This window comes from Streptomyces globisporus (genome assembly GCF_003501885.1).
Classification (GTDB): domain Bacteria; phylum Actinomycetota; class Actinomycetes; order Streptomycetales; family Streptomycetaceae; genus Streptomyces; species Streptomyces globisporus_D.
In genome coordinates, this window is the sequence record NZ_QWFA01000048.1 from 1 (window position 1) to 22,223 (window position 22,223).

General features: G+C 70.5%; 20 protein-coding genes. 15 read left to right on the forward strand and 5 right to left on the reverse strand.

What is annotated here, in order from left to right; translation table 11 throughout:
* From ftsW to D3105_RS11540, 9 genes are all read left to right on the forward strand, one after another.
* Positions 1-1,310, forward strand: a 1,310-nt coding sequence (gene ftsW, locus D3105_RS11500; protein ID WP_118903041.1) for a putative lipid II flippase FtsW, incomplete at its 5' end; no start/stop codon positions are given.
* Positions 1,311-1,316: 6 nt separating this feature from the next.
* Complete coding sequence (gene murG / locus D3105_RS11505) at positions 1,317-2,405, forward strand: undecaprenyldiphospho-muramoylpentapeptide beta-N-acetylglucosaminyltransferase (RefSeq protein ID WP_010057894.1); 1,089 nt, start codon at positions 1,317-1,319, stop codon at positions 2,403-2,405.
* A 62-nt stretch (positions 2,406-2,467) separates the two neighbouring features.
* The gene (locus D3105_RS11510; RefSeq protein ID WP_118903044.1) at positions 2,468-3,262 is read left to right on the forward strand and encodes a cell division protein FtsQ/DivIB; all 795 of its coding nucleotides are present in this window, start codon (positions 2,468-2,470) and stop codon (positions 3,260-3,262) included.
* A 276-nt stretch (positions 3,263-3,538) separates the two neighbouring features.
* Positions 3,539-4,762 (forward strand): cell division protein FtsZ, encoded by a 1,224-nt coding sequence (gene ftsZ, locus D3105_RS11515; protein WP_118903047.1) that lies wholly within the window; start codon positions 3,539-3,541, stop codon positions 4,760-4,762.
* On the forward strand, positions 4,759-5,502 hold the full coding sequence (gene pgeF / locus D3105_RS11520) for a peptidoglycan editing factor PgeF (protein WP_118903050.1): 744 nt from the start codon (positions 4,759-4,761) through the stop codon (positions 5,500-5,502). The genes ftsZ and pgeF overlap by 4 nt, the downstream gene beginning before the upstream one ends.
* A 3-nt stretch (positions 5,503-5,505) precedes the next feature.
* Positions 5,506-6,225, forward strand: coding sequence for a YggS family pyridoxal phosphate-dependent enzyme (locus D3105_RS11525; protein ID WP_118903053.1), 720 nt, complete (start codon positions 5,506-5,508; stop codon positions 6,223-6,225).
* A gap of 125 nt (positions 6,226-6,350) precedes the next feature.
* A complete protein-coding gene (locus D3105_RS11530; protein ID WP_118903056.1) occupies positions 6,351-6,992 on the forward strand; it encodes a cell division protein SepF in 642 nt (213 codons plus the stop codon).
* A 91-nt stretch (positions 6,993-7,083) separates the two neighbouring features.
* Complete coding sequence (locus tag D3105_RS11535) at positions 7,084-7,368, forward strand: YggT family protein (protein WP_006123846.1); 285 nt, start codon at positions 7,084-7,086, stop codon at positions 7,366-7,368.
* A gap of 49 nt (positions 7,369-7,417) precedes the next feature.
* Positions 7,418-8,566, forward strand: a complete 1,149-nt coding sequence (locus D3105_RS11540) for a DivIVA domain-containing protein (protein WP_029182033.1) — start codon at positions 7,418-7,420, stop codon at positions 8,564-8,566.
* 340 nt (positions 8,567-8,906) lie between these two features.
* Here D3105_RS11540 and ileS read toward each other — a convergent pair whose 3' ends face one another.
* A complete protein-coding gene (ileS, locus tag D3105_RS11545) occupies positions 8,907-12,050 on the reverse strand; it encodes an isoleucine--tRNA ligase (protein WP_118903059.1) in 3,144 nt (1,047 codons plus the stop codon).
* 563 nt (positions 12,051-12,613) lie between these two features.
* Between ileS and D3105_RS11550 the strand changes: the two genes are divergently transcribed.
* The 5 genes from D3105_RS11550 to D3105_RS11570 all read left to right on the forward strand — a co-directional run bounded on the left by D3105_RS11550 (position 12,614) and on the right by D3105_RS11570 (position 17,173).
* Positions 12,614-13,279, forward strand: coding sequence for a TraR/DksA family transcriptional regulator (locus tag D3105_RS11550; protein ID WP_118903062.1), 666 nt, complete (start codon positions 12,614-12,616; stop codon positions 13,277-13,279).
* Between the two features lie 59 nt (positions 13,280-13,338).
* A complete protein-coding gene (lspA, locus tag D3105_RS11555; protein WP_118903065.1) occupies positions 13,339-13,929 on the forward strand; it encodes a signal peptidase II in 591 nt (196 codons plus the stop codon).
* Between the two features lie 43 nt (positions 13,930-13,972).
* Positions 13,973-14,914, forward strand: coding sequence for an RluA family pseudouridine synthase (locus D3105_RS11560; protein ID WP_089114868.1), 942 nt, complete (start codon positions 13,973-13,975; stop codon positions 14,912-14,914).
* Positions 14,911-15,417 carry a GNAT family N-acetyltransferase gene (locus D3105_RS11565; RefSeq protein ID WP_118903068.1) on the forward strand — a complete coding sequence of 169 codons (507 nt, stop codon included), beginning with the start codon at positions 14,911-14,913 and terminating at the stop codon, positions 15,415-15,417. Before D3105_RS11560 ends, D3105_RS11565 begins: the two co-directional genes overlap by 4 nt.
* Positions 15,418-15,586: 169 nt before the next feature.
* Entirely contained in the window at positions 15,587-17,173 is a 1,587-nt protein-coding gene (locus D3105_RS11570) for a Na+/H+ antiporter (protein WP_118903071.1), read from the forward strand.
* A gap of 31 nt (positions 17,174-17,204) precedes the next feature.
* On the opposite strand, the gene D3105_RS11575 is transcribed toward D3105_RS11570, so the two are convergent.
* Positions 17,205-18,359: a mechanosensitive ion channel family protein gene (locus D3105_RS11575; protein ID WP_118903074.1), complete on the reverse strand. Its 1,155-nt coding sequence runs from the start codon at positions 18,357-18,359 to the stop codon at positions 17,205-17,207.
* A 52-nt stretch (positions 18,360-18,411) separates the two neighbouring features.
* On the opposite strand from D3105_RS11575, the gene D3105_RS11580 reads away from it, so the two are divergent.
* A complete protein-coding gene (locus D3105_RS11580) occupies positions 18,412-18,990 on the forward strand; it encodes a dienelactone hydrolase family protein (protein ID WP_118903077.1) in 579 nt (192 codons plus the stop codon).
* Positions 18,991-19,063: 73 nt separating this feature from the next.
* Here D3105_RS11580 and D3105_RS11585 read toward each other — a convergent pair whose 3' ends face one another.
* The 3 genes from D3105_RS11585 to D3105_RS11595 form a co-directional block, all read right to left on the reverse strand.
* Entirely contained in the window at positions 19,064-19,879 is an 816-nt protein-coding gene (locus D3105_RS11585) for a DsbA family protein (RefSeq protein WP_118903080.1), read from the reverse strand.
* A 65-nt stretch (positions 19,880-19,944) separates the two neighbouring features.
* Entirely contained in the window at positions 19,945-20,673 is a 729-nt protein-coding gene (locus D3105_RS11590; protein ID WP_118903082.1) for a hypothetical protein, read from the reverse strand.
* A gap of 61 nt (positions 20,674-20,734) precedes the next feature.
* Positions 20,735-22,060, reverse strand: a complete 1,326-nt coding sequence (locus D3105_RS11595; RefSeq protein ID WP_118903085.1) for a DUF2252 domain-containing protein — start codon at positions 22,058-22,060, stop codon at positions 20,735-20,737.
* Between the last annotated feature and the right edge of the window lie 163 nt (positions 22,061-22,223).

Sequence of the window (22,223 nt, forward strand, 5' to 3'; positions counted from 1 at the left end):
GCGCCCGGAGCCCCGAGACACCCCGCGGCGCCGGACGCGGCGGGTCCGGCTCCCGTACCCCGCGCTCCGGGCGCGGCGGCGGACCGCGCCGGGCCTTCGAGCGGGCGCGGCGGGCCTGGGACCGGCCCCTGACCGCCTACTACGTGATCCTCGGCTCCAGCCTCCTGATCACCGTGCTGGGCCTGGTGATGGTCTACTCCGCCTCTATGATCAAGGCGCTGGACATCAGCAAGCCCGCGACGTACTTCTTCGGCAAGCAGTTCCTCGCCGCCGTCATCGGGGGCGGGCTGATGCTGATCGCCGCCCGGATGCCGGTGAAGCTCCACCGGGGTCTTGCCTACCCGATACTGATGGTCACCGTCTTCCTGATGGTCCTGGTCCAGGTGCCGGGGATAGGGATGTCGGTCAACGGCAACCAGAACTGGCTCTACCTGGGCGGCCCGTTCCAGCTCCAGCCCAGCGAGTTCGGCAAGCTGGCCCTCATCCTGTGGGGGGCGGACCTGCTGGCCCGCAAGCAGGACAAGCGGTTGCTGACGCAGTGGAAGCACATGCTCGTGCCGCTCGTCCCGGTCGCCTTCATGCTGCTCGGGCTGATCATGCTCGGCGGCGACATGGGAACAGCGATCATTCTCACGGCGATCCTGTTCGGTCTGCTCTGGCTGGCCGGTGCCCCCACCCGTCTCTTCGCCGGAGTCCTCGGCTTCGCCGCCGTCCTCGCGTTCCTGCTGATCAGGACCAGCCCCAACCGGATGTCCAGGCTCGCCTGCATGGGCGTGAGCGAACCCGATCCGGAGGGCGGCTGCTGGCAGGCCGCCCACGGAATCTATGCTCTGGCGTCCGGCGGATGGTTCGGTTCAGGGCTGGGTGCGAGTGTGGAAAAATGGGGCCAACTCCCGGAACCCCACACCGACTTCATCTTCGCGATCACCGGTGAGGAACTGGGTCTGGCGGGGACGCTGTCCGTGCTCGCCCTCTTCGCGGCTCTAGGCTATGCGGGTATCCGCGTGGCCGGACGCACGGAGGACCCCTTCGTGAGGTATGCCGCGGGAGGCGTGACCACGTGGATCACGGCCCAGGCCGTGATCAACATCGGTGCGGTGCTCGGCCTGTTGCCGATCGCCGGGGTCCCGCTCCCGCTGTTCTCCTACGGGGGATCAGCCTTGCTGCCGACGATGTTCGCGGTCGGGCTGATGATCGCCTTCGCACGGGAGGACCCCGCGGCGAAGGCGGCCCTGGCCATGCGGAAGCCCGGGGTGAGATGGAAGACGATGAGACGGCGCGTCAAGAAGCGTTCGTCCGGAGAGCGGTGAATTTCGGTGCATGTCGTACTCGCCGGCGGGGGGACCGCCGGACACATCGAGCCCGCGCTTGCCCTCGCAGACGCCCTGCGCAGGCAGGACCCGACCGTGGGAATCACGGCCCTCGGCACGGAACGCGGCCTGGAGACCAGGCTCGTACCCGAGCGGGGGTACGAGCTGGCGCTCATCCCCGCCGTCCCGCTGCCGCGTAAGCCCACGCCCGAACTGATCACCGTCCCGGGCCGGCTGCGTGGCACGATCAAGGCCGCCGAGCAGGTCCTGGAGCGCACCAAGGCGGACTGCGTGGTCGGCTTCGGCGGCTATGTAGCCCTGCCCGGCTACCTGGCCGCCAAGCGCGTCGGCGTGCCGATCGTCGTCCACGAGGCCAACGCCCGCCCGGGCCTGGCCAACAAGATCGGCTCGCGGTACGCCCACGGGGTCGCCGTCTCCACCCCGGACAGCAAGCTGCGCGGCGCCCGCTACATCGGCATTCCGCTGCGCCGCACCATCGCCACCCTGGATCGCGCCCGGGTCCGTCCGGAGGCACGCGCCGCCTTCGGCCTCGACCCCAACCTGCCCACGCTGCTGGTCTCCGGCGGCTCGCAGGGCGCGCGCCACCTCAACGAGGTGGTCCAGCGGGTCGCGCCGCTGCTCCAGCGCTCGGGGATCCAGATCCTCCATGTGGTGGGCCCGAAGAACGAATTGCCGCGCATCGACAACATGCCCGGGATGCCGCCCTACATCCCGGTACCGTACGTGGACCGGATGGATCTGGCGTACGCCGCGGCCGACATGATGCTCTGCCGCGCGGGCGCGATGACCGTCGCCGAACTCTCCGCCGTCGGGCTGCCCGCCGCCTACGTCCCGCTGCCCATCGGCAACGGCGAACAGCGGCTCAACGCCCAGCCGGTGGTCAACGCCGGCGGCGGCCTGCTGGTGGACGACGCGGCGCTCACCCCGGAGTGGGTGCAGTCCAACGTCCTGCCGGTGCTGTCGGATCCCCACCGGCTGTACGAAATGTCCCGCGCCGCCGCCGAGTTCGGCCGGCGCGACGCCGACGACCTGCTCGTCGGCATGGTGTACGAAGCGATTGCCGCGCGCCGCTAGGCGTACGGCGCGATGCGGTGCGGACCCGGGGCGGAAGTCCCGGGTCCGGCGAAGGAGCGAGCGTGGCCGGACCGACGACCGCCCAGCGCGGCGCACCCGGGCGGGCTGACACCTCCGCCCGCCCGCCGCACATCGGCCCCGAGGGGCCCCGGATCAGCCGCCGTGCCCTGCTGATCCTGATCGGCGCCGTGGCCGCCCTGCTCACCGCGTTCGTGATCTGGGCGCTCTACGGCTCCTCCTGGCTCCGCGTCGAGAAGGTCACCACGAGCGGCGTCGAGGTCCTGACCCGCGAGGAAGTGGAAGCGGTTGCCGCGACGCCGGTAGGCGCCCCGCTGGTCTCCGTGGACACCGATGCGATGGAACGCCGGTTGCGCCAGAAGTTGCCCCGTATCGACAGAGTTGATGTCGTTCGGTCCTGGCCGAACGGAATCGGCCTTAAAGTGACGGAGCGAAAGCCGGTCCTTCTCGTCGAAAAGGGCGGGAAGTTCGTGGAAGTGGATGCCAAGGGCGTGCGCTTCGCCACCGTGGACCGGGCCCCGAAGGGCGTGCCCCTGCTGGAGCTGAAGCCCGAACCGTCCGCGAGCCTCCGCCGCTTCGGCGGTGACCGTCTGTTGCGGGAAGCGGTCCGGGTCACCGGCGACCTTCCGGCGGCCGTCGCCAAGGACACCGAGGTCGTCCGGGTCACCTCCTTCGACGCGATCTCCTTGCGGCTCACCCGGGATCGCGAGGTGACCTGGGGCAGCGGCGAGGACGGCACGGCGAAGGCGCTCATCCTCTCCGCGCTCATGAAGGCGGAGCCCAAAGCGGGACAGTTCGACGTAAGCGCTCCCACCGCCCCGGCGGTATCGGGCAGTTGACGGGCATTTGTGCTGGCCAGCACCCTGGTTGGTCAGCGCTACGGGTGATCACATAGGGTGAAAAGAAAAACGGGAGGTTCGGCGTGTTCGTTGAACGTGCGCCACTTGTCGACTTAGTGTCCTGTTCGGAAGAGTCCAGGAAGCAGACACACTGGTAACCCTAAACTTGAACGTTAGGGTTTGGGTCGGCGTTCGGACCGTCCCCATCGACATCAGTCGTCGCCGCGGGGCCACCGCAGAGCGACGACACGTAACTCGAGGCGAGAGGCCTTCGACGTGGCAGCACCGCAGAACTACCTCGCAGTCATCAAGGTCATCGGTGTCGGCGGCGGTGGTGTCAATGCCATCAACCGAATGATCGAGGTCGGCCTCAAGGGCGTCGAGTTCATCGCGATCAACACGGACGCACAGGCCCTGTTGATGAGCGACGCCGACGTCAAGCTCGACGTCGGCCGCGAACTCACCCGGGGCCTCGGCGCCGGGGCGAACCCGGCCGTCGGTCGTAAGGCGGCAGAGGACCACCGCGAGGAGATCGAGGAGGTCCTCAAGGGGGCCGACATGGTCTTCGTCACCGCCGGCGAAGGCGGCGGCACCGGCACCGGCGGCGCACCCGTCGTCGCCAACATCGCGCGCTCGCTGGGCGCCCTGACGATCGGTGTGGTCACCCGCCCGTTCACCTTCGAGGGCCGGCGACGCGCGAACCAGGCGGAGGACGGCATCGCCGAGCTCCGCGAAGAGGTCGACACCCTCATCGTGATCCCCAACGACCGCCTGCTGTCCATCTCGGACCGTCAGGTCAGCGTGCTCGACGCCTTCAAGTCGGCCGACCAGGTGCTGCTCTCGGGTGTCCAGGGCATCACCGACCTCATCACGACCCCGGGACTGATCAACCTCGACTTCGCCGACGTCAAGTCGGTCATGTCCGAGGCCGGATCGGCACTCATGGGCATCGGCTCGGCGCGTGGCGACGACCGCGCGGTGGCGGCGGCGGAGATGGCGATCTCCTCGCCGCTCCTGGAAGCCTCCATCGACGGCGCCCGCGGGGTCCTGCTCTCCATCTCCGGCGGCAGCGACCTCGGTCTCTTCGAGATCAACGAGGCCGCCCAGCTGGTGAGCGAGGCCGCCCACCCCGAGGCCAACATCATCTTCGGCGCCGTCATCGACGACGCCCTGGGCGACGAGGTCCGGGTCACCGTGATCGCCGCGGGCTTCGACGGCGGACAGCCGCCGGCCCGCCGGGAGAACGTCCTCGGTGCGAACAGCACCAAGCGCGAGGAACCGGCCGCCCCGGTCAGGTCCGCCCCCGAGCCCGCGCGCCCGTCCGGCGGACTCGGTTCCGTACCCCCGCGCGAGGAGAACCCGGCCCCGGCCGAGCCCGCTCCCGCGTCGGCTTCGAGCGAGAGCGCGCTGCCGCCCGTCTCTCCGCCGCACGTCCCGCCGGCCCGTCCCTACCAGGACACCCAGGCCGAAGAGCTGGATGTTCCGGACTTCTTGAAGTGATAGACCAGCACCGGACGGAAACCGTCGCGGGCAGCGCTCACTTCGCCTTCACCGACCGGTGGGGCGGAGTGAGCGCCGCTCCGTACGGCGAACTCAACCTCGGCGGCGCGGTCGGAGACGACCCCGCCGCCGTCGGCGCGAACCGGGTGCGTGCCGCGCGCGACCTCGGTATCGACCCGGCGCTCGTCGTCTGGATGAACCAGGTGCACGGCCGGGACGTCGCGGTGGTGGACGGGCCCTGGGGTGTGGACGCGGAGATTCCGGCCGTGGACGCGGTGGTGACCGCCCGGCGCGGGCTGCCGCTCGCGGTCCTCACCGCCGACTGCACCCCCGTCCTGCTGGCCGACCCGGTCGCCGGAGTCGTCGGGGCGGCGCACGCGGGGCGGCCGGGACTGGTCGCCGGAGTCGTTCCGGCGGCGGTCGAGGCCATGGCCGCGCTCGGCGCACACACCTCCCGGATCATCGCCCACACCGGACCGGCCGTCTGCGGACGGTGCTACGAAGTGCCGGAGGCGATGAGGGCCGAGGTCGCCGAGGCCGTCCCCGGTACCTGGTCCGAGACCAGCTGGGGAACCCCGGCGGTGGACGTCACCGGCGGAGTCCACGCCCAGCTCGCCGCTCTCGGCGTGACGGACCGGCACTCCTCGCCGTACTGCACCCGGGAATCGGGCGACCACTTCTCCTACCGCCGCGACCGCATCACCGGGCGGCTCGCCGGATATGTCTGGCTGGACGGATAGGGCATGACGGACCGTAAGGCAGAACTCGCGGCGAATCTCGCACAGGTGGAGGAAAGGATCGCCTCCGCCTGTGCCGCCGCGGGGCGCAAGCGGGAGGAAGTGACCCTGATCGTGGTCACCAAGACCTACCCCGCGAGCGATGTGCGGATCCTGCATCAACTCGGTGTGCGCCATGTCGCGGAGAATCGTGACCAGGACGCCGCCCCCAAGGCCACCGCTTGTGCGGATCTTTCGCTGACATGGCACTTTGTCGGACAATTGCAGACGAACAAGGTTCGCTCCGTGACCGGTTATGCCGATGTGGTGCAGTCGGTGGACCGCGCCAAGCTGGTCACCGCTCTCTCCGCCGCCGCGGTGCGCGGGGAGCGCGAACTCGGCTGTCTGATCCAGGTCGCCCTGGACGCGGAGAGCGGCGAGCGCGGTGAGCGCGGCGGTGTCGCGCCGGACGGGGTCGAGGAGTTGGCGGCCGCGGTCGACGCGGCTCCCGGACTCCGGCTCGACGGGCTGATGACCGTGGCGCCGCTGGCCGGGGAATACGCCGGCCGGCAACGGGCCGCGTTCGACCGGCTGATGGAAATCTCATCCGGCCTGCGCACCGGTCATCCGGCTGCGAACATGGTCTCCGCAGGTATGAGCGGGGACTTGGAGGACGCGGTGGCGGCCGGAGCGACACATGTACGCGTCGGTACGGCGGTACTCGGAGTCCGACCCCGGCTCGGGTAACGTCGCGAAGCAAGTCGGACCACAGCAGAAAATATGGTCATTCCCACTCCTAGCGGGCAGACCACAGTGGATCGCTGGCACTTGGTGACGAATGCCGATCCACCACAGAGCGGAGGACTCGGAGCATGGCCGGCGCGATGCGCAAGATGGCGGTCTACCTCGGCCTCGTGGAGGACGATGGGTACGACGGCCCGGGGTTCGACCCCGATGACGAATTCGAACCTGAGCCGGAGCCCGAGCGCGACCGGCGGCGGCACCAGCCCCCGCACCAGGTGGAGCGGGAAAGGGAGCGCGACCGCGAGCGTGAGCGCGAAAGGGACGAACCGGTGCGAGTGGTGCAACCACCCGCCCAGCGCGAGCCGGTTCAGCTCCCCGCGGAAAGCGTGCGACCCGCCCGGATCGCACCCGTGGCATCCATCACACCTGACCGCCCGAACATGGAGAAGAACGCACCGGTGATCATGCCCAAGGTCGTGTCCGAGCGGGAGCCGTACCGCATCACCACGCTGCACCCCAGGACCTACAACGAGGCCCGTACCATCGGGGAACACTTCCGTGAGGGCACTCCGGTGATCATGAATCTCACGGAGATGGACGATACGGACGCGAAGCGACTTGTCGACTTTGCCGCGGGACTCGTCTTCGGTCTCCATGGCAGCATTGAACGCGTGACGCAGAAGGTGTTCCTGTTGTCGCCTGCTAACGTCGATGTCACGGCGGAGGACAAGGCCCGCATCGCAGAGGGCGGATTCTTCAACCAGAGCTGAGAACACGACACCGGGAACGACCCGGCCGCAAGGCCGGTGCCGGCCGCGAGGCCGGAGCTGACGAGAGCCAGGGGAGAGGGAAGCGCGAGACATGGGCGTCGCACTGGATGTGGTCTATATCGCGCTGATGTGTTTCCTCATCGTGCTGATCTTCCGGCTGGTCATGGACTATGTCTTCCAGTTCGCACGTTCATGGCAACCCGGCAAGGCGATGGTGGTCGTACTTGAGGCCACCTACACTGTCACCGATCCACCGCTCAAGCTTCTGCGGCGGTTCATCCCGCCGCTGCGTCTCGGGGGCGTGGCACTCGACCTGTCCTTCTTCGTTCTGATGATCATCGTCTACATCCTGATCAGCGTTGTGGTCAGGTTGTGAGCGATACGGTCTTGCCGACTGCCGACGACTACGTAGAGGTGAAGAAGAGATGCCGTTGACCCCCGAGGACGTGCGGAACAAGCAGTTCACGACCGTCCGCCTCCGAGAAGGCTATGACGAGGACGAGGTCGATGCCTTTCTCGACGAGGTCGAATCGGAGCTGACCCGTCTGCTCCGTGAGAACGAGGACCTGCGCGCCAAACTGGCCGCTGCGACGCGCGCCGCCGCGCAGAACCAGCAGCAGCAACAGCAGCAGGGTATGCGCAAGCCCCCGGAGCAGCAGGACCGCCCCGGTGCGCCCGTTCCCGCCGCCATATCTGGACCGCCGCAGCAGCAGCAGCCCCCGCAGATGGGTCCGCCCCAGCTGCCCGGTGGGGCGCCGCAGCTGCCCGCAGGTCCCAGCGGCCACGGCCCCCAGGGTGGCCACGGTCCCGGTCCGCAGGGCCCGCACGGCCCCGGCCCGATGCAGGGCGGTCCCATGGGTGGCCCGATGGGCGGCCCCATGGGTCAGCACCCCCAGCAGCAGATGCAGCAGATGCAGCCGCCGCAGATGCAGCAGCAGGGGCAGGGCCCCGGTGGCGACAGCGCCGCCCGTGTCCTCTCGCTCGCGCAGCAGACCGCCGACCAGGCGATCGCGGAGGCCCGTTCCGAGGCCAACAAGATCGTCGGCGAGGCGCGCAGCCGCGCCGAGGGCCTGGAGCGCGACGCGCGCGCCAAGGCCGACGCCCTGGAGCGGGACGCGCAGGAGAAGCACCGCGTGGCGATGGGCTCGCTGGAGTCGGCCCGCGCGACGCTGGAGCGCAAGGTCGAGGACCTGCGTGGCTTCGAGCGCGAGTACCGTACGCGGCTGAAGTCCTACCTGGAGAGCCAGCTGCGCCAGCTGGAGACCCAGGCGGACGACTCGCTCGCCCCGCCGCGGACCCCGGCTGCCGCTTCGCTGCCGCCGTCCCCCTCGCTGGCTCCGGCCGGTGCGGGTGCGATGGGTCACTCCATGGGCGGCTCCACCCACGGTGGCCATGGCGGCCAGCAGATGGGTGGCGGTCAGTCGATGGGCAGCGGACCGTCCTACGGTGGTCAGCAGCAGATGTCGCCGGCCATGACGCAGCCGATGGCACCGGTGCGGCCGCAGGCGCCGCAGCCGATGCAGCAGGCTCCTTCGCCGATGCGTGGGTTCCTGATCGACGAGGACGACAACTGAGCGGTGCGCGCTCGCTGAGCGCGTAGCCGTCGGCAGGCAAAGGGCCGGGCCCCGGGATTTCCCGGGGCCCGGCCCTTTGCCGTGGGCGGGGGCCCGACCCCTCCTGTGTCCTCAAGCGCCGGACGGGCTGTTCTTCGGGGCCCCGCCCCGGACCCCGCTCCTCAATCGCCGGAGGGGCTGAAGGTGCCCGGCCTCGGCTTCTCGGGCGCGGGAGGGTACATCCAGCCCGTCCGGCGATTGAGGACATCTTTGAGCCCCGCCCGTGATTGAGGCGCGGGGACGCGCGGAAGGGCCCGCCGGAACGAATCCGGCGGGCCCTTCCCCTTCGTGCGGGCTGTCCCTACCGCTTGCGCAGGCGGAACGTGAGGGCCAGGCCCTCGTCCTCGAACGGTGTGCCGTACGTCTCGTCCGCCTCGCCCTCCGCGTAGTCCACGGCCAGGACCTCCTCCGAGATCAGGGGGGCGTGCTCCGCCAGGGCCTCCTGAGTGGCCTCGGACGTCGTCGTCCAGCGGACGGCGATGCGGTCCGCCACGTCCAGGCCGCTGTTCTTGCGGGCCTCCTGGATCAGGCGGATCGCGTCACGGGCCAGGCCGGCCCGGCGCAGCTCGGGGGTGATCTCCAGGTCCAGGGCCACCGTCGCGCCCGAGTCCGACGCGACCGACCAGCCCTCGCGCGGGGTCTCCGTGATGATCACCTCGTCGGGGGAGAGCGTGATCTGCTCGCCCTCCACCTCCACCGACGCCGTGCCTTCGCGCAGGGCCAGGGAGAGCGCGGCCGCGTCCGCGTTCGCCACCGCCTTGGCCACCGCCTGCACGCCCTTGCCGAACCGCTTGCCCAGCGCCCGGAAGTTCGCCTTCGCCGTCGTGTCGACCAGCGAGCCGCCCACCTCCGAGAGCGAGGCGAGGGAAGTGACGTTCAGCTCTTCCGTGATCTGCGCCCGCAGCTCGGGGGAGAGCGAGTCGAAGCCCGTCGCCGCCACCAGCGCGCGCGACAGCGGCTGGCGCGTCTTCACGCCCGACTCGGCGCGCGTCGCGCGGCCCAGCTCCACCAGGCGGCGCACCAGCGCCATCTGGGAGGAGAGGGTCGGGTCGATCGCCGAAGCCTCCGCCTCGGGCCACGACGCCAGGTGCACCGACTCCGGGGCGTCCGGCGTGACCGGGGTGATCAGGTCCTGCCACACCCGCTCCGTGATGAACGGGACCAGCGGGGCCATCAGCCGGGTCACCGTCTCGACGACCTCGTGCAGCGTGCGCAGGGCCGCCTTGTCGCCCTGCCAGAAGCGGCGGCGCGAGCGGCGTACGTACCAGTTGGAGAGGTCGTCCACGAACGCCGAGAGCAGCTTGCCGGCGCGCTGGGTGTCGTAGCTCTCCATCGCGACGGTCATCTGGTCGACCAGCGCGTTGAGTTCGCTCAGCAGCCAGCGGTCCAGGACCGTGCGGTCCGCCGGGGCCGGGTCGGCCGCCGACGGGGCCCAGGACGAGGTACGTGCGTACAGGGCCTGGAAAGCCACCGTGTTCCAGTACGTCAGGAGCGTCTTGCGGACCACCTCCTGGATCGTGCCGTGGCCCACCCGGCGTGCCGCCCAGGGGGAGCCGCCCGCCGCCATGAACCACCGCACCGCGTCCGCCCCGTGCTGGTCCATCAGCGGGATCGGCTGGAGGATGTTGCCCAGGTGCTTGGACATCTTGCGGCCGTCCTCGGCGAGGATGTGGCCCAGGCAGACGACGTTCTCGTAACTCGACTTGTCGAAGACCAGCGTGCCGACCGCCATCATCGTGTAGAACCAGCCGCGGGTCTGGTCGATGGCCTCCGAGATGAACTGCGCCGGGTAGCGGCTCTCGAAGATCTCCTTGTTCTTGTACGGGTAGCCCCACTGCGCGAACGGCATCGAACCCGAGTCGTACCAGGCGTCGATGACCTCCGGGACGCGGTACGCCTCCAGCTGGCAGTTCTCGTGCGTGCAGGTGAAGGTGATCTCGTCGATGAACGGGCGGTGGGGGTCGAGGGACGACTGGTCCCGGCCCGTCAGTTCCGTGAGTTCGGCGCGGGAGCCCACGCATGTCAGGTGGTCGTCCTCGCAGCGCCAGATGGGCAGCGGCGTGCCCCAGTAGCGGTTACGGGACAGCGCCCAGTCGACGTTGTTGTTCAGCCAGTCGCCGAAGCGGCCGTTCTTGACCGAGTCCGGGAACCAGTTGGTCTTCTCGTTCTCCTCGAGGAGACGGTCCTTGATGGCCGTCGTCCTGATGTACCAGGACGGCTGCGCGTAGTAGAGCAGCGCCGTGTGGCAGCGCCAGCAGTGCGGGTAGCTGTGCTCGTACGGGACATGGCGGAAGAGCTTGCCGCGCGCGTCCAGGTCCGCGGTGAGCGCTTCGTCGGCCTTCTTGAAGAAGACGCCGCCGACCAGGGGGACGCTCTCCTCGAAGGTGCCGTCCGGGCGGACCGGGTTGACCACCGGGAGGCCGTAGGAGCGGCAGACCACGAGGTCGTCGGCGCCGAACGCGGGGGACTGGTGGACCAGGCCCGTACCGTCCTCGGTCGTGACGTACTCGGCGTTGACCACGTAGTGGGCTCCGGCGGGGAAGTCGACGAGGGCGAAGGGGCGCTCGTAGGTCCAGCGCTCCATCTCGGCGCCGGTGAACGACTGGCCGGTCGTCTCCCAGCCTTCGCCGAGCGCCTTCTCCACCAGCGGCTCGGCGACGACGAGCTTCTCCTCGCCGTCCGTCGCGACGACGTAGCGGACCTCGGGGTGCGCGGCGACCGCCGTGTTGGAGACCAGCGTCCACGGCGTGGTCGTCCAGACCAGGAGCGCTGCCTCGCCGGCCAGCGGGCCGGAGGTCAGCGGGAAGCGGACGAAGACCGAGGGGTCGACGACGGTCTCGTACCCCTGGGCCAGCTCGTGGTCGGACAGGCCCGTGCCGCAGCGGGGGCACCAGGGGGCGACCCGGTGGTCCTGGACCAGCAGATCCTTGTCGAAGATCTCCTTGAGCGACCACCACACGGAGTCCACGTACTCCGGGTCCATCGTGCGGTAGGCGTCGTCCAGGTCGACCCAGTAGCCCATGCGGGTCGTCAGCTCGGCGAACGCGTCGGTGTGCCGGGTCACCGAGGCACGGCACTTGGCGTTGAACTCGGCGATGCCGAACGCCTCGATGTCCTTCTTGCCGTTGAAGCCCAGCTCCTTCTCCACCGCGAGCTCGACCGGCAGGCCGTGACAGTCCCAGCCGGCCTTCCGGCCGACGTGGTAGCCCTGCATGGTGCGGAAGCGGGGGAAGACGTCCTTGAAGACGCGGGCCTCGATGTGGTGGGCGCCCGGCATGCCGTTGGCGGTGGGCGGGCCCTCGTAGAAGACCCACTCGGGGCGGCCCTCGGACTGGTCGAGGCTCTTGGCGAAGACCTTGTTCTCCCGCCAGAAGTCGAGCACGGCGTGCTCCAGCGCGGGCAGGTCGACCTGGGCGGGTACCTGGCGGTACTGCGGCGATGTCATGTGCGGCTTCCTCCGGCGGATGTCTTCCACTTCCGTCGGAGGGACGAGAGCGTCTCGGCTCCCGCGGTACCACCCTCCTTGGCCCCGGGCGCAGCCCGTGGCCCCCTCATTGGGGTCGCGATGCCGGGTCTAGTGGCCTGGTGCCCGTGGGCGTGACCCACGTGTCCAAGGCGTTCTTCCGGCGGCTCAGGGGTGATCTTCACATCGCGCTCGCCCCCGGGCTCCCACCGTCCCCGGGTCGCTGCTGGCTGCGTACGGCGCTACTCGTCCCGTCGATGCCTCTCGCTGGGGCCAGTGTACGGGCCCGTACGGGCGACGGCCGACCGGTTTATCGGGGGCGCGTGGGCGTGACCCGAGTGGCGGGACGGGGTACAAGCACTTCCCGGCGAGGCGCGGGGGCCGGATTACCGGGCGGGGAGCTGGGAACAACGGAGGCAGGCGCGCCACGACCGGACACGGGGGAGGTGAGAGGGCGGCGTGCCCCGTTGCCGCGGGGCTGGAGTCGATTTATCGTCCCAGCACGATTCGCGAGCAAGATCACAGTATGTGAAGGGGCCGCGGCCATGGTGGCGAAGAAGACAGCGAAGAAGACGGTGAAGAAGGCCGCCGCCAAGAAGACCGCGGCCAAGAAGGCGGCGGCCGGCGACAAGCCCGCCGCCAAGAAGAGCACCGCCAAGAAGACCGCGAAAACGGCCGCACCGGCGGCCACGGAGGCGGCCCGGGCCGCCGAGCAGACGGGAGCCCCCACGGTGGTAGCCAAGAAGAGCGCGAGTCGTCCCGCAGCAGGCGCACAGGCCACGGCCCCCGTGCCGCCCGCCCGTGCCGCCGCCCCGGACGAGCTGGCCGTCCGGCCCGGGGAGGACCCCTGGACGCCCGAGGAGGTCACCGAGGCCCGCACCGTGCTGACCAGCGAGATCCTGCGGCTCCGCAGCGAGCTGGAGGCCTCCGGCGCGGCCCTCGCCGGACTGATGCGGGACTCCGGCGACGGCGCGGGCGACGACGAGGCCGACACCGGCACCAAGAACATCACCCGCGAGCACGAGCTGTCGCTCGCCGCCAACGCCCAGGAGATGCTGGAGCAGACCGAGCGGGCGCTCGCCCGGCTGGAGGCGGGGACGTACGGGCTCTGCGAGATCTGCGGCAAACCGATCGGCAAGGCGCGCATGCAGGCCTTCCCCCGGGCCACCCTGTGCGTCGAGGACAAACAGAAGCAGGAGCGGCGCGGCTGATCCGCACAGGTGTGTCGTACCCTCATCCGAAGGCAGGCACCTAGGGTTGAGGGACTTACGTGGCAGAGGCGGAGCGCATCATCGGTACGCCGGACAATCCCGAGTCCGAGGGCACGGACGAAGGCGGCAGCACGGCCGCCGACGCCGCCGTCAACGCGGGCCGGGGCAAGCGGAAGGTCCTCGTTCTGCTGAGCGTGGCCGTCGTGGCCTACCTCCTCGACCTGGTCACGAAGATGATCGTGGTCGCCAAGCTGGAGCACCAGCCGCCGATCGACATCATCGGCGACTGGCTGCAGTTCCGGGCGATCCGGAACGCGGGCGCCGCCTTCGGGTTCGGCGAGGCGTTCACCGTGATCTTCACCATCATCGCCGCCGGCGTGATCGTGGTGATCGTCCGGCTGGCCCGCAAGCTCTACAGCCTGCCGTGGGCCATCGCCCTGGGGCTCCTCCTGGGCGGTGCGCTCGGCAACCTCACCGACCGGCTCTTCCGGGCGCCCGGCGTGTTCGAGGGCGCGGTGGTCGACTTCATCGCCCCCAAGCACTTCGCCGTCTTCAACCTCGCCGACTCCGCCATCGTCTGCGGCGGCATCCTCATCGTGATCCTGTCCTTCAAGGGCCTCGACCCCGACGGGACCGTCCACAAGGACTGACCGGGCTGCACGGGGAGCGTGTCGCGCAAGGCATACTCGACTGGTGAGTACGCACCCCGAGATCCGCACCCTGCCCGTACCGGACGGCCTGGAGGGCGAGCGCGTCGACGCCGCCATCTCCCGGATGTTCGGTTTCTCCCGCACCAAGGCCGCCGAGCTGGCCGCAGCCGGGAAGGTCCAGGTGGACGGTTCGGTGGCCGGGAAGTCCGAGCGGGTCCACGGCGGTGCCTGGCTGGAGGTCGAGATGCCGGGGGCGCCCGCCCCCGTCCAGATCGTCGCCGAGCCCGTCGAGGGCATGGAGATCGTCCACGACGACGACGACATCGTCGTCATCATGAAGCCGGTCGGCGTCGCCGCCCACCCCAGCCCCGGCTGGACCGGCACCACCGTCATCGGCGGCCTCGCCGCCGCCGGCTACCGGATCTCGACGTCCGGCGCCGCCGAGCGCCAGGGCATCGTGCACCGCCTCGACGTCGGCACCTCCGGCCTGATGGTCGTCGCCAAGTCCGAGCGCGCCTACACCCTGCTCAAGGCCCAGTTCCGCGACCGGGTCGTCGACAAGAAGTACCACGCCCTCGTCCAGGGCCACCCGGACCCGATGAGCGGCACCATCGACGCCCCCATCGGCCGTCACCCCAACCACGACTACAAGTGGGCGGTCACCGCCGAGGGCAAGCCGTCGGTGACCCACTACGACCTGATCGAGGCCTACCGCGCCGCCAGCCTCCTCGACATCAAGCTGGAGACCGGCCGCACCCACCAGATCCGGGTCCACATGTCCGCCCACCGCCATCCGTGCGTCGGCGACCTCACCTACGGCGCCGACCCGACGCTGGCCAAGCGCCTGGGGCTGACCCGCCAGTGGCTGCACGCCGTCCGCCTGGGCTTCGAGCACCCGGCCGACGGGAGCTGGGTGGAGTTCTCCAGCAGCTACCCGGCCGACCTCCAGCACGCCCTCGACACCATCTCCGCGGAGAGCCAGTGACCGGCGTCCCGACCGCGTACAGCACGCGCAGGGCCGTCGAGGAGAGCGACCTCCAGGCCTGCTTCCAGGTCCGCAAGGACGTCTTCGTCGGCGAGCAGAACGTGCCCGAGGAGCTGGAGTACGACACATACGACGCGACCGCCGTGCATGTCCTGGCCGTCGCGGCTGACGGCACCGCCCTCGGCACCGGACGGCTGCTGCACGGCGCGGACGCGGCCGGGAAGACCGGCGGCGACCTCACCGTCGGCTCGCTCGGCCGGCTCGCCGTGAGCCGGCAGGCCCGCGGCCTCGGTGTCGGCGCTGCCCTCGTACGGGCCATCGAGGACGAGGCCCGGACGCTCGGCCTGGCCGCCGTCGACCTGCACGCCCAGACGCACGCCCTCGGCTTCTACGAGCGGCTCGGCTATGTCGCGTACGGCCCCGAGTTCCCCGACGCGGGCATGCCGCACCGGGCCATGCGGCGGGAGATCCGCCCGGCCCAGGGCGTGTCCGGCGGATCTTGACCGGGTCCACGGCGCCTGACACGCCCTAGGGCATGACGTCGCCGGAAACCCGGGGGATCGGCCGAGTTCCGGGGGGTATCTGCGGAAACGCGCACCCCACGTGGCAGGGTGGAAGCCCTGTTCGGCCGCTCGTGACCTGCCGGACCCGCACGCTCCGGAAGGCCCCCCCGTGGAACAGATGGCCCTGCTGCTCCTGCTGCTGCTCGGAGCGGTGGTCACGGTGCCGCTCGGCGACCGGCTGGGGCTGCCCGCGCCGGTGCTGATGACGCTCGCGGGCATCGCGATGGCGTTCACGCCGTTCGTCCCGAACGTGGACATCCCGCCGGAGATCATCCTCCCCGCGCTGCTTCCGCCGCTGCTCTACGCCACCGTCCAGCGCACCTCCTGGCGGCAGTTCGCCGCCAACAAACGCCCGATCTTCCTGCTGGCCGTGGCCCTCGTCTTCGTCACCACGGCTGCCGTCGCCGCAGTCGCCAACTCGATCGTGCCGGGGCTGCCGATCGCCGCCGCCGTCGCGCTCGGCGCGCTCGTCGCCCCGCCCGACCCGGTCGCGGCGACGGCCGTCGCGGGCTCGGTGGGGCTGCCGCGCCGGCTGGTGTCGATCCTGGAGGGCGAGGGGCTCTTCAACGACGTGACCGCCATCGTGCTCTACCACGTGGCCATCGCCGCCGCCGTCAGCGGCACCTTCTCGCTCCCCGAGGCCTTCGGGCTGCTGATCCTCTCCGCCGTCGTCGCGGTCGCCGTCGGCCTCGCGATCGGCTGGCTCACCATCAAGCTGATGAACCTGCTCGGCGACGCCACGCTCCAGGTCGGCCTGACCCTGCTGGTGCCCTTCGTCGCCTACGTCCTCGCGGAGGAGCTGGAGGGCTCCGGCGTGCTGGCCGTCCTGACCGTCGCGCTCTTCCTCGCCGAGCACACAGCCGACGCCGACGACGTGCTGGGCCGACTCACGGGACGTACCTTCTGGGACATCGTCGACACCCTCGTCACCGGTGTCGCCTTCGGGCTGATCGGCCTGGAGCTGCACACCGTGTTCGGCACCGCCGACGGGCACGCCCTGGAGATGGTCGGCTGGGGGCTCGCGATCGTCGCCGTCGTCGTCGGCGTACGGCTGCTGTGGCTGCTGCCCGCGACCTGGCTGGCCAAGCGGCTGCACACCCGCCGGGACGTCAGCGAGGAGATCCCCACCAGCTGGCGGGAGACCGTCGTGATGTGGTGGGCCGGGATGCGGGGGGTGGCCTCCGTCGCCCTGGCGCTGGCGATCCCGCTGGAGACCGACGACGGGCAGCCCTTCCCCGGCCGCGACGAGATCATCTTCATCGCGTTCGCCGTGATCATGGCCACCCTGGTCTTCCAGGGGCTCACCCTGCCCTGGCTGGTGCGGAAGCTGAAGGTCCGGGCCGACACCGCCGCCGAGGAGGCACTGGAGCGGGACCTCGCGATCCGGGCCGCCAAGGCCGCCAAGTACCGGCTCAAGGAGATCCAGGAGGTCGAGGAGTTCCCCGAGGAGGTCGTGGAGCGGCTCCAGCGCGCCGCGTACGACATCGGCGCCCGGATCAGCCCTGACATGATCGACGAGGAGCGGCGCGAGGCCTACGCCCAGCGCGCGAAACGCTTCAAGGCGATCAGCCGGGTCCAGCGCGAGATGATGTCGGCCGCCCGCCACGAGGTGCTCTCCGCGCGCAGCGAGCCCGGCTCCGACCCGGAGGTCGTGGACCGGGTGCTGCGGTATCTGGACTTCCGCTCCCTGCGGTGAGCCGGCCGGAGCCGGGCGGGGGCGCCCGCCCTCAGCCGCGGCCCGTGCGCGGCACCTTGGAGTCGTCCCGGTCGGCGGGCGGCGCCGATCCGTTGCGGTTCGCCCGGCCCGCCTTCGCCCCCGTCAGCTCCGCCCACTGCTCGCCCGGCGGCAGCGCGGCGGGCGCGGTGGCGATCCGCGGCAGCGCGTACGGATGGTGGTCGCGCAGCCAGCCGATCAGCTGCTCGCGCACCGCGCAGCGCACGGTCCAGATGTCGTCCGCGTCCTTCGCCGTCACCACGGCCCGTACCTGGATCGTGGACGGCGTCGTGTCCGTGACCGCCAGCGACCAGTCCCGGCCGTCCCAGGCGGCGATGTCACCGAGGATCTCCCGCAGCTTCTCCCGCATCGCGGCGACCGGCGCGGAGTGGTCGAGGTGGAAGAAAACCGTGCCGGTCATCTGCACCCCGCCGCGCGACCAGTTCTCGAACGGCTGGCTGGTGAAGTACGAGACCGGCATCGTGATCCGCCGCTCGTCCCAGGTCCGCACCGCCAGGAACGTCAGGGTGATCTCGTCGATCGTGCCCCATTCGCCGTCCACCACCACGGTGTCGCCGAGCCGCACCATGTCGCCGAACGCGATCTGGAATCCGGCGAAGAGATTGCCCAGCGTCGACTGGGCGGCGACGCCCGCGACGATGCCGAGCAGACCGGCCGAGGCCAGCATCGACGTGCCGACCGCCCGCATCGGCGGGAACGTCAGCAGCATCGCCGCGATGGCGACCACCGTCACCACCGCGATGACCACCCGCTGGATCAGCGTCACCTGCGTCCGGACCCGCCGGACCCGGGCCGGGTCACGGCGGGCCGTCGCGTACCGGGCGTAACTGGCCTCCACGACCGTCGCCGCGATCCGCACCACCAGCCAGGCCGAGGCCCCGATCAGCACCAGGGTCAGGACCTGACCGATGCCGGCCCGGTGCTCCCACACCCAGTCGATCTTCGTCTGGCGGTAACTGCCGCGCAGCAACGCCGTGATGACCACCACCTGCAACGGCGGACGGCAGCGTCGCAGCAGCCCCCACAACGGGGTCTCGTGGTGCCGGCTGTCGGCCCGCCGCAGCAGCAGGTCGACCAGCCAGCCGATCAGCAGGGTGATCACCACGGATCCGCCGATGACGATCAGCGGGCGCAGCACGCTCTCCATTCGCTCGTCCTCCCAGCCGTTGAGCGGCCCTCAGCGGGTGCGAACTGGCACCATGGGGCCCATGAACATCATGCTTTTCCACTCGACGTACGGGCTCACGCCCGCCGTGCACGCCGCGGCCGCGCGCCTCAAGGACGCCGGCCATGAGGTGCGCGTGCCCGATCTGTTCGAGGGGCACACCTTCTCCACGGTGGAAGAGGGCATGGCGTACAAGGACGAGGTCGGCAAGGAAGAACTTCTCAAGCGCGCGGTGCTGGCCGCCGCGCCCTACTCCGACCAGGGGCTCGTCTACGCCGGCTTCTCCCTCGGCGCGGCGACCGCGCAGACCCTGGCGCTCGGCGACGCGAAGGCCCGGGGGCTGCTGCTGTTCCACGGCACCTCGGACATCGCCGAGAACGCCACGGTGGACGAGCTTCCCGTTCAGCTGCACGTCGCGGACCCGGACCCCTTCGAGTCCCACGACTGGCTGAACAGCTGGTATCTCCAGATGCAGCGCACCGGCGCGGACGTGGAGATCTACCGCTATCCCGGGGCCGGGCACCTGTTCACCGACCCCGATCTGCACGACTACGACCAGGCGGCAGCCGAGCAGACCTGGAAGGTCGCGCTCGGCTTCCTGGCCACACTGTAGAAACGCGTGGAACCCGGCGTTCCCGGGCGGTCGGACCGCCCGGGAACGCCGGGTTCCACGGAGCTGAGAGGCGTTACGCCTTGAGCGCCTTGTCGATGGCCTTCGTGAACTCGTCGGCCGTCATGGGGGCGTTCTCGCTGCCCTCGGCCGTGATCTTCTTGTCGTCCATCTTCAGCGTCGGCGTGCCCTGCACCCCGCTGTTGTCGAAGGTCTTGGACATCTTCATCGCCCAGGCGTCGTAGGTGCCTTCCTCGACGTTCTTCTGGAAGTCCTTGTTCCCCTTCAGCGCGTCCACGGAGTCGGCGACCTCGATGAGGTAGCTGTCCTTGGCGAACTTGTCGTCGCTCTCCTCGGGGTGGAACTCCGCCGAGTACAGCGCGGCCTTGTACTCCATGAAGGCCTCGGGGCTCACGTCCAGCGCCGCACCGAGCGCGCTCAGGGCGTTCTTGGAGCCCTCGCCGTTGTCGGTGTTGTCGATGAACGTCGCGCCGACGTACTGGACCTTGTACTTGCCGGCCTCGACGTCCTTCGAGACGGTCTCGCCGACGCCCTGCTCGAACGTGGCGCAGACCGGGCAGCGCGAGTCCTCGTACAGCTCCAGGGTCTTCTTCGCGCTCGGCTTGCCGACGACCACGGTGGTGCCGTCCTTGCCCGAGGTGTTCTTCGGCGCGGTGACGTTCTTCGCGTCGGCGGCCGCCTCCCAGGCGTCCGGCTTGTTCAGCTGCATCACGCCGTAGCTGATGCCGCCGACCACGGCGAGGGCCGCGACGACCGAGACCGCCACGACGACCTGCTTGCGGGTCCTGTCCTTCTTGGCCTGGCGCTCGCGCTCGGCCCGCAGCCGCTCGCGGGCCGCCGCCTTGTTCGCCTGGCTGTTGCGCTTGCTCATGTCTGTTCTCCGTGGGTACGTGTGTGGGGAGTGGCCGGTGCTGCCGTCGTCGCGTCGCCGTGCCGTCAGGCGGCGGCGTCCATCGCGGGCGGCGGGCCCCTGCGTCCCACACAGTGCACGAGGAAACGGGCGGTCAGCGGCGGGTGCGGACGCCCGGCGGGCCGGGAGCGGCGGGCTGCGGCCCGCACCCCCGCGCGGACCACGGCGACCGCGGTCAGCAGCGGCCGGAACGCCAGCAGGGCCGCCGCGCGCACCAGCCCGGCCAGGGCCGCCTCGCCGCGCCGCAGCCAGGCCGCGGCGAGCAGCCCGACCGCCACATGGGCGGCGAGCAGCAGCCACGGCACCGCGGGCCCGGGCTGGGCGAGGAGGGCCGCGGCGCGGTCGCCCGCACCGGCCACATCGGCCAGCGGGGTGCCCACCGCGCCGACGCCCGCGATCCGGGCCCCGCCCGTGCCGACCTCGCCACCGCCGCACAGGACGTCGAAGCCCACCGCGCGCAGCGGGCCGGCGACCGGGCCGCCGGCCGCCCCGTAACAGAGGTTCTGGCCCGTGGTGAAGAGCGTGTCGGCGGCCAGCTCCAGCGGGACCAGCAGCCCCGCGATCGCCCCGAAGCCGCGCTCCCGGCCGGCCAGCGCGTACGCCACGGCGAAGACCGCGGCCGCCAGCAGGGCGACCGCGGTCAGTGGCAGCGGCACTCCGGAGAGCAGCACATGGGACGCCGTGGACAGGGTGACGACGAGCGCGGCGAAGACCGCCGCGCGCGCGACCCTGAGCTGCGTCCCTGAGATGTCCATTGCCGGAAAGTGTGTCATGCGTGGAGGTAAGCGGACCTTAAAAGAGGCTGAGAGTCTCGCCCTACAAGCCCGGGATGCGGCCGTTGCGGAAGAGGTCCACGAAGATCTGGTGGTCCGCGCGGGCCCGCGCCCCGTAGCTGTGGGCGAAGTCGACCAGCAGCGGCGCGAAGCCCTCCTCGTCGGCCGCGATGGCCGCGTCGATCGCCCGCTCCGTGGAGAACGGCACCAGCGAGTGGCCGCTCTCGTCGTCCGCCGCTGCGTGCATCGTGGCCGTCGCCCGGCCCAGGTCCGCGACGACCGCCGCGATCTCGTCCACCTCGTCGATGTCGGACCAGTCCAGGTCGACCGCGTACGGCGAGACCTCGGCGACCAGCTGGCCCGCCCCGTCCAGCTCGGTCCAGCCCAGCCACGGGTCCGCGTGCGCCTGGAGCGCCCGCTGCGAGATCACCGTGCGGTGCCCCTCGTGCTGGAAGTACTCCCGCACGGCGGCGTCCGTGATGTGCCGGGAGACGGCCGGGGTCTGCGCCTGCTTGAGGTAGATCACCACATCGTTCTCCAGGGCGTCGCTGTTGCCCTCCAGAAGGATGTTGTACGAGGGGAGTCCGGCCGATCCGATGCCGATGCCCCGGCGGCCCACCACGTCCTTGACCCGGTAGGAGTCGGGGCGGGTGAGGCTCGACTCCGGCAGCGTCTCCAGATAGCCGTCGAACGCGGCGAGCACCTTGTAGCGCGTCGCGGCGTCGAGGTCGATCGACCCGCCGCCGTCCGCGAACCGGCGCTCGAAGTCCCGGATCACCGTCATCGAGTCCAGCAGCGAGAACCGGGTGCGCGAGCGGGCGGAGCGCAGCGCGCCCAGCAGCGGGCCGTCCGCGGTGTCGAGCGTGAACGGCGGCACCTCGTCGTTCTTCGCGCCCGTCGCCAGGGCGTGGATCCGCTCGCGGTAGGACGTGGCGAAGATCCGGACCAGCTCGGTGATCTGCTCGTCGGCGAGCGCCTTCGCGTAACCGATCAGTGCCACGGAGGCGGCGAACCGCTTCAGGTCCCAGGTGAAGGGGCCCACGTACGCCTCGTCGAAGTCGTTGACGTTGAAGACGAGGCGGCCGTTGGCGTCCATGTAGGTGCCGAAGTTCTCCGCGTGCAGATCGCCGTGGATCCACACCCGTCCGGTGCGCTCGTCCAGGAACGGGCCGCCGTGCCGCTCCCGCTCCAGGTCGCTGTAGAACAGGCAGGCGGTGCCCCGGTAGAAGGCGAAGGCCGAGCCCGCCATCTTGCGGAACTTGACCCGGAAGGCGGCCGGATCGGCGGCCAGCAGCTCCCCGAAGGCGGTGTCGAAAACGGCGAGAATCTGCTCCCCGCGCTGCGCTGCGCCGGTCTGCGTTTCCGACATTTCTTACTGCCTCCTGCGGTAGCTGGCGTATGGGATCGAGCCGTGGATCCATGTGACCGAGTGCATGACAAAACGGACACGTGTTCCGCCCTCTCCAACGCTCGGCGGAAGCCGGGAGTGCCCGTCGTTCGACTCCGTCACGTCGTAGACTTCCACGCTGTCC